The sequence below is a fragment of the Phytobacter sp. SCO41 genome, assembly GCF_003073275.1.
Taxonomy (GTDB): domain Bacteria; phylum Pseudomonadota; class Gammaproteobacteria; order Enterobacterales; family Enterobacteriaceae; genus Phytobacter; species Phytobacter diazotrophicus.
This window is the reverse complement of record NZ_CP027225.1, coordinates 2,464,685-2,478,772: the sequence shown is the minus strand read 5'-3', so window position 1 is coordinate 2,478,772 and position 14,088 is coordinate 2,464,685. Positions and strand designations below refer to the sequence as shown.

Sequence of the window (14,088 nt, the reverse complement as noted above, 5' to 3'; positions counted from 1 at the left end):
ATCGCATCCGGGTTCTTCCCCAGATGCGATGAGGCGGAAAAATCACACTACTTTAGACTATGCTTCTTTTTTCTATCAACTGTATTGATAACATGATTGATGATAAAACCGGGGTCATCCATTAATGAACAATGAGAGTAAAATGGAAGCAGAATACATTTTAATTGACGCTGTCCCTGCGGCAGAAGATTTTTGCCGCTTACGTATTATTTCAGGCCTAACCCCCCGCCCTCTGGACGCGGTAAGAAAAGCGCTCCCAGGAAGCTGTCATGGCGTGCATATTCAATTTTTGGGTAAGGTGGTTGGAATGGGAAGAATTGTCGGTGATGGCGTTCTTAATTTCGACATTGTAGATGTGGCGATTGATCCACAACATCAGGGTAAAGGCCTTGGGCGAAAAATTATGGAAGCGTTAATGTTATGGCTGAGAGAAAAGGCAACAACGGGTGCTTACGTTACCTTGATTGCTGATGTTCCCGAACTTTATGAAAAATTTGGCTTCAAATGCGTCCGACCTGAGAGTGAGGGTATGTCGTTAATGTTATAAGTTCTCCTCTCTCTTTGTGCGACTGAGAACAATGCGTCGAGGAAGAAGGAAGAAAAAGGGGCTGCCCTACTACATTTTTATACACGATATACTTCCAGGCAGCCGCTTGTTCTAAAAAATAAGGTTGGAAAGAGTTCGACCATATTGCGTGCAAATCCGAATAGTTATTAAGAAAATTTTATGAAGGTCTGCTCACGAAGGCCCCAATCGGGTGTCATTAAGACAGCCCTGACCGAGTAAAGTGGTATGCACAGCGTCAATAAGCGGGGTATGCGGCTCGTAGCCTAAAAAATCGATCAGTTTTGCATTAACCATCTGTATCGCCTGTTCCCACAAATAGCGCATCTCCTGCATTTCATGCAGCGTGGTGTTGAAAGGTGCCATCGCCGTGATGAGCCACCAGGGAAATGCTTTTACCTTCGCGTTAACACCCGCAAGCTGTGCGACACGCTGTATGGCTCCGGCCATTGCCGTACCATCGGCATCCCAGTGTCCTCGCATATGAAAACAGGCAAAAGAGTCGAGTTGATCGCGACGCGCTAACAGCGCAACCAGCGTTTCGGCGACATCCGGCAGATAGGCCCACTGATGGCCTGTCCCGGCTCTGCCTGGGTTTTTAATTATTCGCGGGCGTTGACCCGGTTTGATCAATCCCTGCGAAAACCAGTTATTGCCTGCGTCAGGGCCAAAGAAGTCACCGGCCCGCAGAATCAGCACTTTTCCGCCGCGCTGCGCGTAAGCGAATAAGGCCTTCTCCATTTGCACCCGTATTGCCCCTTTTCGGGTGACTGGATTTTGGGGAGAGTCTTCCCGCAAGAGTGGAAAGGCGTCCGGACCGTAGTTATAAACGGTGCCGGGGAGAACAATTAATGCACCATTTCTCTCTGCGGCATAGATGGTGTTCTGCAACATTGGCAAAACCAGTTGTTCCCAGTGTCGATAACCGGGCGGATTAACAGCATGGACTATCACACTGCATTCTGACGCGGCAGCCGCGACCTGCTCAGCATTCAGCGCATCACCCTTTATCCACGTCATGCTCCCGTGCTCTTCATTCTGCGGGGCGCTGCGACGCAACGCGTGGACGTCCCATTTTTCGCGGATGAGTTTACGGGCGATTTCTCCACCGATTCCGCCTGTTGCGCCCAGGATGAGTACCTTGTTTGTGTTTTTCATTGTCTTACCTCTGCCGGATGTCTGCTTGACATCGTAGTGTCTGTGCGAGCTAAATGTAATTGCATGACATCAGGCAGCAGGTATGCATTTTTGTATGAAGCTAAATATTCCATGGGAATGGTATCGAACCTTCCTGGCGGTGATGAAAGAAGGTTCCCTCTCGGGGGCAGCACGCATGCTTGCCATCACCCAGCCCACTGCGGGGCGACACATAGCAGCGCTGGAATCCGCCCTTGGCCTGGTTTTGTTTACACGTTCGCAAACGGGCCTGCAGCCTACGGATGCGGCAGCCGCGCTGCAAGGCCATGCGCAAGCGATGGAAAACACGGCCAGTATGATTGAGCGTTCGGCTGCCAGCTTCAGTGCCCACTCCGCCGGGTTACATGGCGTGGTTCGTGTATCGGCGAGTGAAATTATCGGCACTGAGGTACTGCCACCTCTGTTTGCACGAATTAAAGAAGATTATCCGCAGCTTACCCTGGAACTGGTGATCTCTAACCGAATGCAGGATTTATTGAACCGGGAAGCGGATATTGCGGTACGCATGAGCACACCGGTGCAGGAACAACTGATTGCGCGTCGGTTGGGCAGTATTGAAATTGGTTTGCATGCCTCGCCGTCTTATCTGGCACGCCACGGTACGCCGGAGAGTATTGACGCGTTGTTCACCCATACGCTTGTGGGCTTTGATAAAACGACGCCCTTTATTTTACAGGCACTGAAACACTTTCCTCAGTTGAATCGTGAACGCTTTACCGTGCGCACTGACAGCGATGTGGCGCAATTAAACCTTATCCGCGCAGGTGCGGGTATAGGAATGTGTCAGGTTCAACTGGCAGATTTCCCTGTTCCGTTAGAGCGAGTGATGACTGGTTTCTTTGCCTATCATCTCGACACCTGGCTGGTTATGCATGAGGACTTGCGCCACAGTAAAGCCTGTAAAACGGTGTTCGATATTCTCGCCGCGGGCTTACAGACATATATCAATAATGCAGGTATGTAACAATCCCGTCGCGATTGCCGCGCTGCTGCTAACAGTAATGGCGGGCTTCACTTCGACCCGAACAGGATGATGTCGGCGCCGCCTTTTAACCGTTCTGTCCCGTTGATTAAGACACCTCAATTTACGTATTGCTTTGATCGTTAGTATGAACAGCTTCTAACCGTGAACGTGATACTCACCCCAGCCTGAATCACAGCCCGGAGATGAAAATGTCCCCGTTTCCGGGCGCACCCCTATCTCTCTACCAGGTGGATATACAGCGAAACAGGTGTCTGCGCCGCTGCTCTGTTATGGTGCGAAAAATTGCACCATGCACACTCTCCTGACAATGACCTGCCGATTACTCAAGGTTTATGTGCAATGTGCACACTTCATTGTGTTACCTCTGCCCGGCTATTTTTGGCATACCTCTTGCTATTTCTTGCATAGCCATTCAGATAGCCACTCAGAGGTTTCACAATGTCAAACAGCAATGATTTTCCGCTCGTCGAAGCGCCCGCCTCCGGACGTAAAGGCGTATTTTCGATCTCCATGGTTTTGTTCAGCTTTACTTTTTTTACCGGCACGATGTTCGCAGGCGGCAAACTTGGCGTCTCCTTTTCTATCGTCAATCTTTTATGGATTGCGGTTATCGGTAACTTTTTGCTGGCCCTCTACGCCGCTTCGCTCGGCTGGATTGCCGCCCGTAGCGGGCTGAATACCGTACTGATGGGCCGCTTTTGCTTCGGAGAAATCGGCAGCAAACTCGCCGATTTTATTCTCGGCTTTGCCGAACTGGGCTGGTACGCCTGGGGGACCGCAACGGTCGCCATCTCACTGGTCAAAATCCTCGCCCTGCCCGCCGCCATGACCATCCCGCTGATGATCCTGTTCGGCATCCTGTTCTGCGTCACTGCGCTGGTGGGTTACAAAGGGCTGGACGCGCTGTCTCGCGTGTCGGTGCCGCTGATGTTTATTCTGCTGGTGGTGTCGATGTACCTGGCCGCCCATCACGCCGGTGGCTGGCAGGCGATGACCAAAATTGAACCGGGCGAAACCATGACCTGGTCTGCGGCTATCACCATGGTGTTTGGCACCTTCGCCAGTGGCGCGACCCAGGCAACAAACTGGACCCGGTTGGCCAATTCCAGCCGCACCGCTATCGTTGCCAGTATGAGTAGCTTTCTCATCGGTAACGGGCTGATGATTGTTGCCGGAGCGTGGTGCGCTATCGTCTATCAGCAGGCCGATATTGTGGAAGTGCTGATTTTGCAGGGGTTGTCGGTCGCCGCGGTGGTAATGCTGTGCCTTAACCTGCTGACTATTCAGGGGCCGACGATTTACAACGTCTCGGCCGCCGCCTGCCATCTGCTGCGCAGCGAGCGCCGCCGTACCCTGACCGTGGTCGCCGCTGGCGTCGGCATTGTGCTGGCGATTGGCGGTATGTATGAAATGCTGATCCCATTCCTCGTTCTCCTGGGCAGTATCATTCCGCCCATTGGCGGCGTGATCCTTGCCGACTACTGGTTTTATCGCGGCGGTCGTTATCCTCTGCTGCAAACGGCCCGTTTGCCGCGCTTCAACTGGTTGGGACTGGGCGCCTATGCCGTGGGCGCAGTGGTGGCGTATCTGTCGCCCTGGATCGCCCCGCTGGTCGGCATTACCGTCTCCGCGCTGCTCTACATCGCCCTGACGCGTCTGAGCAAACGTCAGCCCGCCGCTGATTCGGTCGCGGAGCAGTAGTTATGAGCCTGACGGTCAGCGAAATCCTCGCCCTGGAGGAACTCTCCCCCATGCGCCTGCGTGCCGGTAAACAGGGGCTGCAACTGGCGGTTCGCTGGTACTACGTGGCGGAAAATGAAAATATCGCCGAATGGATCATGGGCGGGGAGCTGGTCTTTATCACCGGCATCAACCATCCCCGCGATGAAGACAACCTGATCCATTTACTGATGGAAGGCAAACAGCGCGGGATAGCCGGGATGGTGATCCTCACCGGCGATGCGTATATTCAGGCGATCCCCCCTCGCCTGATCGCACTGGCCGACGAGCTGGGCATTCCGCTGATCGAACAGCCCTATCTGTTAAAGATGGTGATTGTCACCGAACGCATCGGTACCGCGCTGGTGCGCAGTGAAAATGCCCTGCAATCGCAGCGCGATATTCTGTTGCAACTGTTAACCGGCGATTTTCCCGACCTGCACATCCTGCAGCAACGCGCTATCCACCAACAACTGGATTTTAGCCGTCCCCTGCGGGTGGTGGCATTGCGTCTTGAGGGGATACAAAACCTGTTTCGCCAGTTTCCACCCGGGCAGGCCGAGGCCTGGTTACAGCAGGCGCGACGTACCATCCGTCAGCGATTGCAGCAGCAGCTCAATCAGCAGGAGAACCCCTTTCCGCTGGTCGAGCGCAGCAATATGTTTATCTTCCTGCTGCCGGATGAGGACGGTGAGTTTTATCAGCAGAAAAAGTGGTTAGCACAGTGGCTGCTCGCGCTGGCGGAAGGTGACGACAGGCTGTCGCTACTGTGTGGCCTTTCCGCTCGGGTGCAGCAATTACAGGACTATCAGCGCGCGCTATCGCAGGCGCGTCAGGCCCTGGATCTTAGCGATACTCTGCGCCCGGCCCAGCGCATTACCGACTATCAACAACTGGGATTTATCAAGCTCCTCTCTGCCATCGGCGACCCTGCGCTGCTGAGCGATTTTATGCACGACACCCTTGGCTGCCTGATAGAACGCGATCGCAAAAGTCCGTGGCTATTGATGGAGACGCTGGAAACACTGCTCCAGGAGAACGGAAACGTGGTCAGAGCCGCCGGGCGGCTTGGCATTCACCGTAATACGTTACATCAACGCATCCAACGTATTGAAAAGCTGACCAGCTATCCGATTAGCCATCCGCAATTCCACCTCAACGCCTCGGTCGCGTTAACGATCTGGCGTATGTCACAAAACCATTTACGGGAATACTCATGAAAATTATCAACGCACGCCTGCGCCATAAAGAATCGCTTTATACCCTCGACTTAGATGACGGCGTGATCAAGAGCATCACTCCGCAGGCCGCCGTGCAGACGGCTGACGCCAGCGATATCGACGCGCAACAAAAGCTGGTTATCCCGCCGTTCGTCGAGCCGCATATCCATCTTGATGCCACCCTGACCGCGGGCGAGCCGGAGTGGAATATGAGCGGCACACTGTTTGAGGGTATCGCCCGCTGGAGCCAGCGCAAAGCGAGCGTAACGGTTGAAGATACGCGCCAGCGGGCGCTGAAAACCATCGGTATGTTACGCGATAACGGCGTGCAGCACGTGCGCACCCATATTGATGTGACCGATCCTTCCCTGACGGCGCTTGAGGCGATGCTGGCTGTGAAAAAGGAGGCGGCCCACCTTATCGACCTGCAAATCGTCGCCTTTCCGCAAGAAGGCATTGAATCCTTCCCCGGTGGCCGCGAGCTGATGACGCGCGCTATCGAGATGGGCGCCGACGTGGTGGGCGGCATTCCGCACTACGAAAATACCCGCGATAAAGGCGTCAGTTCGCTGGGCTTTTTGATGGATCTGGCCCAGCGCCATGGCTGTCTGGTCGATGTGCATTGCGATGAAATCGACGACCCACAATCACGCTTCCTGGAAGTGCTGGCGGAAGAAGCCAGGGTGCGTGGGATGGGCGCACAGGTCACCGCCAGCCATACCTGCGCCATGGGCTCTTACGATAACGCCTACTGCTCGAAGCTGTTCCGCCTGCTTAAAGCGTCGGGCATCAACTTTATCTCTTGTCCAACCGAAAGCATCCACCTGCAAGGACGCTTCGACACCTGGCCGAAACGTCGCGGCGTAACACGGGTGGCAGAGCTGGACCGCGCCGGGATCAACGTCTGTTTTGCGCAGGACTCCATTCAGGATCCGTGGTATCCGGTGGGCAACGGCAACATCATGCGTATTCTCGATGCCGGTCTGCATATTTGCCATATGCTGGGGTATGAGGATTTGCAGCGCTGCCTCGATCTGATTACCGATAACAGTGCCCGTGCGCTGTGCTTAGGTGATAACTACGGCATTGCCGAAGGGCGCCCGGCGAACCTGCTTATCCTGGATGCGAAAAATGACTACGATGCAGTGTGCCGCCAGGCCAAAGTGCTGACCTCTGTTCGCCACGGTAAAGTCATTATGCAGCGCCAGCCGGAAGAGATTTGCTACCCGGTCTGACACCTTCCCCTCGCCCGGCCGGTTAATCTGTCGGGCCAGATAACCATCACCACAGCCGCTGGTTTTCATCATCGCGCAGATAAGGATCACGCGGCTCGCCTGCCACATAATCACTCATCGGCTTTTGCGTCTGACATCATAACAATACGGGTAGCCCTTTTCGCCATGGCCCGTAAAGGGTGAATTTTTACGCCAGATTTCTGTTTCCGGTAGTGATGGGTATTGGTGACAACATTAAACGGCACGACCTGATCTTTCATATGTCTGTTATCACGCAGCAGAGAAGCGTAGTCCTTGTTAAGCGCGAGTAGGATTGCTGCAAGAAGCGTCAGGTTCACCAGAATATGGCTCAGCCACCAAAAAAGGGTATCTGCGGGATTCCCAGTTTTTTTTGTCGGTATAAACATCATCACCACCGCAGGTAAGAGACCAAGAAAAAGCAGGCAGAGCGCCAAAGGCAGAGAGAAAGATGCGATGAGTTCAGCCGTCGGCGCGCCTTCAAAAAAATCCTGCACCCGGCTGTAGTCGATAAGTATGTTGTAGCGAAGCATGACGTAAGTACAACCCGCGCTGATAACCACCAGCCCGGCTAACAAAGGCTTACGCAAATACGGCAACATCATTACCGGTGTAAGGAAAAGGTTTATGCAGCAGAAAAGGGAAACCGGCAGGCTGATAAAGAACAGCACCTGCTGATAACAGGTGAACTCAACATGCGACCACAATGTTTGCCACAGTGAAATATTACCCAGGGTCGTAAAAAACAGGGCTGCGACCCAGGTCAGTTGTACCGGGTTGAGCCGAAACGACGAAAGACGAAGAAACATGCTCTGTTCTCAGCGTGTTAGAAATGTGCTGAGTATCAATAAGTCCGTGTCAGGAAGTTGTTAAGGTATTCGGCCCATTTATGGATACGTCAATTTTCTTATGACTCGCCTGCTTATTATCGAAGATAACCCCGAACTGATTGCCAATCTCTATGACTTTTTCGAGCCGTTGGGTTATGTGCTGGATGAGGCGCGTGACGGTGTCACAGGCCTGCGTATGGCAACGCAGAATAACTACGACGCTATTCTTCTTGATCTGATGCTGCCGCGTATGGATGGCATGACACTCTGTAGCAAACTTCGCTGCGACTATCAAAACCCGGTGCCAGTGCTGATGTTGACCGCACGCGATCCCGTTGATGACCGTGTGCAGGGGTTTGCGCTTGGGGCTGATGATTATCTCATTAAACCCTTTTCTCTCAGGGAACTGGATGCCCGTATCCAGGCGCTCGTCCGCCGGGCTCAGGGTCGGCAAGTTCAGGGGACGCTAAAATGGGAAGATCTGCTCGTGGATGCCAACGCACCGCAGGCATGGCGCCAGGGGCAAATCATCAATTTGACACCCAGCACCCATAAGTTGCTGCTGTGTCTGATGCGTGCGGCACCGGGTGTGGTTAAAAAGCATGAGATGGAGTACCTGCTCTGGGGCGATGAGCCACCGGAAAGCGGTGCGTTGCGCACACATATTCATGATTTACGCCAGCGTATTGACAAAAACTTCACACCTGCACTGATAGAAACCGTTCATGGCATCGGTTTTCGCCTGCACAAGCCTTTCGAGGTTTCTCAAGAATAACGACCAGGGCAGCCCAGTAATCATGAAATCCCTTTACCGTCAGATGACGCTCAAAACGCGTATTACTGTTTCGTTTGTCCTGCTGATGGTTGCCGTGATGGCGGTTCTTGTCGTAGCCGAACAGCTTGACTACGATGAGCTCAGAGCCTGGGCAATGACAGAAAACCTCGACAAGGCGGCACCGCATCTGGAAGAAGAGGTTGCCAGTGGCGTAGTGCCTACCCTGCCCGCCGGTAGCCTGCTGTATGACGCCCAAACCGCCCCCGATGCTTTGCTCCGGTACGCAACGGGCTACCATCTGTTGGAATCGTCTGCATACCGCCACCTGCTGGTCTTTGAACGCAATGCACAGCGCTTCTATTTTCTACAGGATGGCGAACCCTACGCCGGGCTTGAGTTGCTGATTGATGGTTTCGCACCGCTTGTCATTGCGGTGTGCATCCTGGGCGCATTCTGGATGGGACGCCTCACCTCAGCGCGCGTTACCGTCCCGATAACCCGGCTGGCGAACGCAGTACAACGCAACCAGAAGCCCTTACCTTTCATGGATTCTAATGACGAGATCGGCGTGCTGGCGCGCGCATTTGCCCAACACAGTGATGAACTTGAGCGGTTCTTGCACCGTGAGCGATGTTTTGCGGGCGATGCCAGCCATGAATTACGCACACCGCTGGCTATCATTGGCGGTGCCGCAGAAACGCTGGTGCATCAGTTGCCTGCTGACAGCCATTTAGTGCCCGTCGCCGAGCGCGCCGTGCGCACCACGCAGGAAATGGAGCGTCAACTGACATGCCTGCTTTTACTCTCGCGGGATCCGCATACGCTTCCCATCGCCAATGTCTCATTACGCCCCTTAATCGAAGAGTGCATGGCGCGTTGCCAACCCTGGCTGGCACGAAAAAAAGTCGAACTCAGGCTGGACGCGCCGCAGGAAACCCATCTGGCGACCAACGCTGAACTGGCACGCAGCGTCATATGGAACCTGCTGCGCAATGCGTGCCAGTACACCGTTGAGGGCGAAGTTCTTGTGACGTTACGCGACACCACCTTAACGATCACGGATACCGGTCCTGGGCTGCCGTCCAGCATTGCGCCTCATCATTTTCAGCGCTTTCAGTCTGGATCTCCTCAACATGGCGAAGGGCTTGGATTATCGATTGTTCAGCGCATTGTCGACCATCTGTGCTGGCACATGACAGTCGACAGTTCGCAACAAGGCTGCTCTTTTACGCTGGTCATGCATCGCCGTGTCTCGCCAGACGATACCCTGAGATAAGCCTGCGTATCACTGAGTATCCTCTTTCGAGAAACAATTTGCGCAGGCGGCCTGAATAGGGAGCATTCGATGATCACCACACGTGTGTTTATCACCGGGCTTCATTCTATGGTTAAACCGATTTGTAACGTGCTTCCAGCTTATCCAGGAAGACAAATAACACCTGGTTCATTTCGCTGTAATCGTGCGCACGAAGTTCCTCTGGTGTATTAACGAAGCGATATTCTGCGGCGCGGTCCAGATCTTTCGCAGACTGTTCGATGAGCAGTTCCACAATATCCGGCGTCAGTTCCATGTGGCACTGGAAACCAATGACACGATCCGAGTATGAAACGATCTGACGTGGGCATCCCTCACTGTAAGCGATGAGTTTCGCATCCGGCGTCAGACCCGGCATATCGTTATGCCAGTGGCCGACTTCGAGCGTCCTGGCAAAGTGAGAGAACATCTCATCGTTGCTACCGGCTTCTGTCAGGGTGATCGGGAATTTACCTATCTCTTTTTCAGGGCTGTGCGCGAACGATGCGCCGAGGGCTTCACCGATCAACTGTGAGCCGAGGCAGATGCCAATAACGACTTTACCGGTATTAACAGCAGAATAAATGAGCGCCTGTTCGGCTTTAGAATCGAAGTGCGGACACTCTTCGACTGTTGTGGCTGGATCTTGCGGGCCGCCCATAACGATGAGGAAATCGATGCCTTCAGCGTCAGATGGCAACAGATCCCCTGCGTATACGCGTGAGAAAGTCACATCATGTCCGTGGCTTCTGGCCCATGTTTCATATGCGCCTGGTGCTTCAAAACTTTCATGTACGATAAAGTGTACTCGCATTAGGATAGGCTCCTGTAATACCTATGATAATCTGAAAATTAAATCACTCCCCCATCCAGTAAGGCTTTACTTCGGATGGTTCCAGGGTCGCTATCATAAGTGCAGGAGCTAAATCTGAAATGCCAGGTAGTATAGATAAAGCGCCAAGACATGATGAAGCCACAGGGTGGTCAAGCACCGCGATAAGTTATCAACGTGGAGAGACAGATCCTCCTCATCATCATATTGAGGGGCAACTGCTGTTTGCCACCAGGGGCGTTATGCTGGTTGAAACAGAAAATGACCGGTGGGTAATACCGCCTCAGCGTGCATTATGGCTACCGCCTCTTCAGATCCATAGTTACAACCTGCTTTCACATACAGACCTACGGGCCGTCTATTTCAGCCGCAGCCTTATCGCAGAGTGCGCGAATTTTACGAAGAGTCATCAGGTGCATGTGATTACGGCTACAGCACTGGTGAAAGAGCTGATAGCCGGACTCTTTTGTGATGACTACAGCAAACCGAGCCAACGGAAAATGGCTCTGTTGCTTCTGGAGATTCTCAGTGAGGCTCCCCCTTTAGCCGCGGAACTTCCAATGCCGCATGATGAGCGATTAGCCTGTGCGGCCAGAGAATTATTGGTTAATCATCGTTGGGAGGCATCGCTAAGCGATCTGGCTTATACCGCTACCATGTCCGAACGTACATTTTCGCGATTGTTTATTAAAGACACTGGATTTAGTTTTAGAACGTGGAAGCAGAGAGCCAGAATTTGTGCTTCGTTAGATCTTCTCGCCAACGGCATCTCAATCAAACAGGTCGCCTACCAGCTTGGCTTCTCATGCCCGGCTGCATTTACCGCTGCTTTTCGCGCCATCCTGGATTCAACACCACGCGATTTTTTGCCTTAATCGGGCTCAATAGCTGCCCCTCGCGCATAACAGCCCCTCCCCCTGACAGGCTTGTCTGTACAGTCCCGAAGGTGTATGCGAAATGGGGCTTTTAATGAGCCCTGAAAACCAGTGAGACAAGGTTACCAGGCAAATTAACGTTTCAAAGCCACTATCTGTAAATTTTTAGCCTCAACGACATCACCTTTTGTTGACACGAATGCGCTGTGTACGACATCCCCCGTACGTTTATCCACTAAGGAAATATGTGGCTCATCATGCAATATATTTTTATGCCCCCATTCCATCAGGGAAATAAGAAGCGGTGCCAGCGATCGGCTTTTTGGTGTGAGAACATATTCATAGCGTTCACGTGTCCCCTCTTCCTGATAAGGGATTTTGCAAAGCAGACCGAGTTCAGTCATTTTTTTTAATCGGTTTGCCAGTGTCTGTTTTGCAATTTTTGTATGTGCGCGCATCGTTTCAAAGCGCGTCACCCCGTAAAAAGCCTCTCTTAGAATCAGCAAAACCCATTGATCGCCAAGGAGTTCCGCTGCCGCCGCAAGCCCGCAAAGTTCAGGTAACAGGTACGGTAATGAATTATCTTTTGACATGTGTAGATTTGCCTCTTAACCTAAGTATGATTTTAAGACCTAGCTAATTAAGGAGAATACAATGCCCTTCGTAAATGTGCAAACCATCAAAGGGATTTTGAGCCCGGAGCAAAAAAATGAACTTCTACGTCGTATGACTGACCTTATTGTTGAAATTGAGGGAAAAGGCGATCCTGAGTTTCGGCGTTCGGTATGGGTCCGAATTGACGAGCATGAACCGGAACAGTGGAGTCTGGGGGGAATACAACCCACATCTGAAATGATTGCTGCGAAATTTGGCTCACCGCAGCGATCATAATTTAGCAGAGATAGTGTATGGGTGAGGGTTGTGGATTAAAGCAGGCTAATTTATTAACCTGCTTTCCTGCTCACCAATGCGGGATAAATTACGCGGGATAAATTACGCGCGATAAATTACATCCCAATATTACGCAGTTTTTCACCCGTCATAAGACGACGTTCAATATGTTCCAGCGTCACATTTTTGGTTTCCGGGATAAGCCAGAACGTTAATGCAATGAAAACCAGATTGAGTGCAGTGTAGAGCCAGAACGTACCCGCCGCGCCAATCGCGTCAAGCAGAGTCAGGAAGGTTGCGCCGATAATCATGTTCGATACCCAGTTTGTGGTGGTTGAACAGGTAATACCGAAATCACGGCATTTTAAAGGCTGGATCTCAGAGCACAGGATCCATACGACCGGTGCCGCGCTCATCGCATAACCTGCAATACACATCATCGTCATACCGACTGAAAGCCATGAAAGGCTGCTTGATGGCGAACCGTTATCGAACTGCATGAGGCAGTATCCGAGGATCAGCGTGCCGATAGCCATCACGCTAAAACCGATTTTCAGCGCAGGTTTACGCCCGGCTTTATCGACGGTGAATACCGCAATAAAAGTGGCGAACATAAAAGTTAGCCCAACCACAAGGGTGGCGATCATCTGCTGCTCAGTGGTTGTAAATCCAGCCATTTTAAAAATGCGTGGCGCGTAATACATAATAATATTCATGCCCGTGAATTGCTGCATCGCCTGCAACAGCATGCCAAGGTACACGGCTCTACGCACATTACGATTAGCTTTAAACAACTGGAAACCACCCTGCGTCAGCTTCAAACTTTCGCGGATCTCGTTCAGTTCATCGCGCGCCTTTTCAGAGGTATCGCGCAACATACGCAGCACCTCTTCCGCCTCAATGTGTCGCCCTTTTTGGGCCAGCCAGCGTGGGCTATTGGGCAGAAACACGACCAGAATAATCAGGACAACCGCAGGCAACGCCAGCACGCCGAGCATGGCTCGCCAATTGCCACTGTAGCTGAAAGCAGTATCGGAAAGGAACGCCAGCACAATGCCTAAGGTGACCATCAACTGGTACATGCTGATCATCTTTCCACGCACATTTTCGCTCGCCATTTCAGAGAGATAAAGTGGTGCAGTGTAAGAGGCAATGCCGACCGCAACGCCCAGCAGCACGCGGGAGAGCAACAACACCTCGACATTGTGGGCAAAAGCAGAGCCAAGTGAACCTGCGACAAAAAGTATTGCGCCCGCCATCAGGCTGTATTTACGCCCAAGACGAAATGATAACCACCCGTTGAAAAGCGCACCTAGCGCTGCGCCCAGCATCATGCTGCTGACGACCCACTCCTGTAAACGGCTGGAAAGCGCAAAATGCTCGGAAATAAAGGGCAATGCACCGGCAATCACCCCGATATCCAGACCAAACAACAGCCCCGCAACAGCAGCCGAGATAGAAACAAACAAATTCATGCGTCGGGTATCACGTAGTGCGCGCGGTAACACTACAGAATCACTACTCATAGAAGCCATTTTTCCTGCCTGCAAAAAAGTAAGGTATCGAATGAAAGTAAATCAGCACCGGGGCAGAGTGTCAGTGAGTGACATGCGAAAATATGGACAAATTTGCTGTAACCTGTGTTTCTGTGA

Annotated in this window: 14 protein-coding genes; 9 read left to right on the top strand and 5 right to left on the bottom strand. The window is 52.4% G+C overall.

Annotation, left to right across the window (positions count from 1 at the left end; translation table 11 throughout):
• The first annotated feature begins 142 nt into the window (after positions 1-142).
• Positions 143-547, top strand: coding sequence for a GNAT family N-acetyltransferase (locus C5523_RS12100; RefSeq protein WP_039078854.1), 405 nt, complete (start codon positions 143-145; stop codon positions 545-547).
• A 192-nt stretch (positions 548-739) separates the two neighbouring features.
• Here the strand turns inward: C5523_RS12100 and C5523_RS12090 are convergent, their stop codons facing one another.
• Positions 740-1,723: an NAD-dependent epimerase/dehydratase family protein gene (locus C5523_RS12090; RefSeq protein WP_108701185.1), complete on the bottom strand. Its 984-nt coding sequence runs from the start codon at positions 1,721-1,723 to the stop codon at positions 740-742.
• A 94-nt stretch (positions 1,724-1,817) separates the two neighbouring features.
• Here C5523_RS12090 and C5523_RS12085 point away from each other — a divergent pair, with 94 nt between their 5' ends.
• The 4 genes from C5523_RS12085 (at position 1,818) to codA (ending at position 6,921) form a co-directional block, all read left to right on the top strand.
• On the top strand, positions 1,818-2,726 hold the full coding sequence (locus C5523_RS12085; RefSeq protein ID WP_108702314.1) for a LysR family transcriptional regulator: 909 nt from the start codon (positions 1,818-1,820) through the stop codon (positions 2,724-2,726).
• A gap of 459 nt (positions 2,727-3,185) precedes the next feature.
• Positions 3,186-4,448, top strand: a complete 1,263-nt coding sequence (gene codB, locus C5523_RS12080; RefSeq protein WP_079498153.1) for a cytosine permease — start codon at positions 3,186-3,188, stop codon at positions 4,446-4,448.
• A 2-nt stretch (positions 4,449-4,450) separates the two neighbouring features.
• Positions 4,451-5,686: a PucR family transcriptional regulator ligand-binding domain-containing protein gene (locus C5523_RS12075; protein ID WP_039078805.1), complete on the top strand. Its 1,236-nt coding sequence runs from the start codon at positions 4,451-4,453 to the stop codon at positions 5,684-5,686.
• Positions 5,683-6,921, top strand: coding sequence for a cytosine deaminase (codA, locus tag C5523_RS12070; protein ID WP_108701184.1), 1,239 nt, complete (start codon positions 5,683-5,685; stop codon positions 6,919-6,921). Before C5523_RS12075 ends, codA begins: the two co-directional genes overlap by 4 nt.
• A 110-nt stretch (positions 6,922-7,031) precedes the next feature.
• On the opposite strand, the gene C5523_RS12065 is transcribed toward codA, so the two are convergent.
• Positions 7,032-7,748 carry a phosphoethanolamine transferase domain-containing protein gene (locus C5523_RS12065; protein ID WP_071195492.1) on the bottom strand — a complete coding sequence of 239 codons (717 nt, stop codon included), beginning with the start codon at positions 7,746-7,748 and terminating at the stop codon, positions 7,032-7,034.
• 100 nt (positions 7,749-7,848) lie between these two features.
• Here C5523_RS12065 and C5523_RS12060 point away from each other — a divergent pair, with 100 nt between their 5' ends.
• The gene (locus C5523_RS12060; protein WP_108701183.1) at positions 7,849-8,544 is read left to right on the top strand and encodes a response regulator transcription factor; all 696 of its coding nucleotides are present in this window, start codon (positions 7,849-7,851) and stop codon (positions 8,542-8,544) included.
• Positions 8,545-8,566: 22 nt separating this feature from the next.
• Positions 8,567-9,820, top strand: a complete 1,254-nt coding sequence (locus C5523_RS12055) for a HAMP domain-containing sensor histidine kinase (protein ID WP_108701182.1) — start codon at positions 8,567-8,569, stop codon at positions 9,818-9,820.
• Positions 9,821-9,932: 112 nt separating this feature from the next.
• On the opposite strand, the gene C5523_RS12050 is transcribed toward C5523_RS12055, so the two are convergent.
• Positions 9,933-10,652 carry a type 1 glutamine amidotransferase gene (locus tag C5523_RS12050; RefSeq protein WP_108701181.1) on the bottom strand — a complete coding sequence of 240 codons (720 nt, stop codon included), beginning with the start codon at positions 10,650-10,652 and terminating at the stop codon, positions 9,933-9,935.
• A 119-nt stretch (positions 10,653-10,771) separates the two neighbouring features.
• On the opposite strand from C5523_RS12050, the gene C5523_RS12045 reads away from it, so the two are divergent.
• On the top strand, positions 10,772-11,545 hold the full coding sequence (locus C5523_RS12045) for a helix-turn-helix transcriptional regulator (protein WP_108701180.1): 774 nt from the start codon (positions 10,772-10,774) through the stop codon (positions 11,543-11,545).
• 134 nt (positions 11,546-11,679) lie between these two features.
• Here C5523_RS12045 and C5523_RS12040 read toward each other — a convergent pair whose 3' ends face one another.
• A complete protein-coding gene (locus C5523_RS12040; RefSeq protein ID WP_071195487.1) occupies positions 11,680-12,138 on the bottom strand; it encodes a helix-turn-helix domain-containing protein in 459 nt (152 codons plus the stop codon).
• A gap of 61 nt (positions 12,139-12,199) precedes the next feature.
• On the opposite strand from C5523_RS12040, the gene C5523_RS12035 reads away from it, so the two are divergent.
• Entirely contained in the window at positions 12,200-12,436 is a 237-nt protein-coding gene (locus tag C5523_RS12035; protein ID WP_039078798.1) for a tautomerase family protein, read from the top strand.
• A 116-nt stretch (positions 12,437-12,552) separates the two neighbouring features.
• Here C5523_RS12035 and C5523_RS12030 read toward each other — a convergent pair whose 3' ends face one another.
• Entirely contained in the window at positions 12,553-13,971 is a 1,419-nt protein-coding gene (locus C5523_RS12030) for a sugar porter family MFS transporter (protein ID WP_108701179.1), read from the bottom strand.
• Between the last annotated feature and the right edge of the window lie 117 nt (positions 13,972-14,088).

Excerpts from the sequence above, each read along its gene's own strand:
- C5523_RS12100 (WP_039078854.1), top strand. The coding sequence starts at position 143 with ATGGAAGCAGAATACATTTTAATTGACGCTGTCCCTGCGGCAGAAGAT.
- C5523_RS12060 (WP_108701183.1), top strand. The coding sequence starts at position 7,849 with ATGACTCGCCTGCTTATTATCGAAGATAACCCCGAACTGATTGCCAAT.
- C5523_RS12075 (WP_039078805.1), top strand. The coding sequence starts at position 4,451 with ATGAGCCTGACGGTCAGCGAAATCCTCGCCCTGGAGGAACTCTCCCCC.
- C5523_RS12090 (WP_108701185.1), bottom strand. The coding sequence starts at position 1,723 with ATGAAAAACACAAACAAGGTACTCATCCTGGGCGCAACAGGCGGAATC.
- C5523_RS12085 (WP_108702314.1), top strand. The coding sequence starts at position 1,818 with ATGAAGCTAAATATTCCATGGGAATGGTATCGAACCTTCCTGGCGGTG.
- C5523_RS12045 (WP_108701180.1), top strand. The coding sequence starts at position 10,772 with ATGCCAGGTAGTATAGATAAAGCGCCAAGACATGATGAAGCCACAGGG.
- C5523_RS12050 (WP_108701181.1), bottom strand. The coding sequence starts at position 10,652 with ATGCGAGTACACTTTATCGTACATGAAAGTTTTGAAGCACCAGGCGCA.
- codA (WP_108701184.1), top strand. The coding sequence starts at position 5,683 with ATGAAAATTATCAACGCACGCCTGCGCCATAAAGAATCGCTTTATACC.
- C5523_RS12040 (WP_071195487.1), bottom strand. The coding sequence starts at position 12,138 with ATGTCAAAAGATAATTCATTACCGTACCTGTTACCTGAACTTTGCGGG.
- C5523_RS12065 (WP_071195492.1), bottom strand. The coding sequence starts at position 7,748 with ATGTTTCTTCGTCTTTCGTCGTTTCGGCTCAACCCGGTACAACTGACC.
- codB (WP_079498153.1), top strand. The coding sequence starts at position 3,186 with ATGTCAAACAGCAATGATTTTCCGCTCGTCGAAGCGCCCGCCTCCGGA.
- C5523_RS12035 (WP_039078798.1), top strand. The coding sequence starts at position 12,200 with ATGCCCTTCGTAAATGTGCAAACCATCAAAGGGATTTTGAGCCCGGAG.
- C5523_RS12055 (WP_108701182.1), top strand. The coding sequence starts at position 8,567 with ATGAAATCCCTTTACCGTCAGATGACGCTCAAAACGCGTATTACTGTT.
- C5523_RS12030 (WP_108701179.1), bottom strand. The coding sequence starts at position 13,971 with ATGGCTTCTATGAGTAGTGATTCTGTAGTGTTACCGCGCGCACTACGT.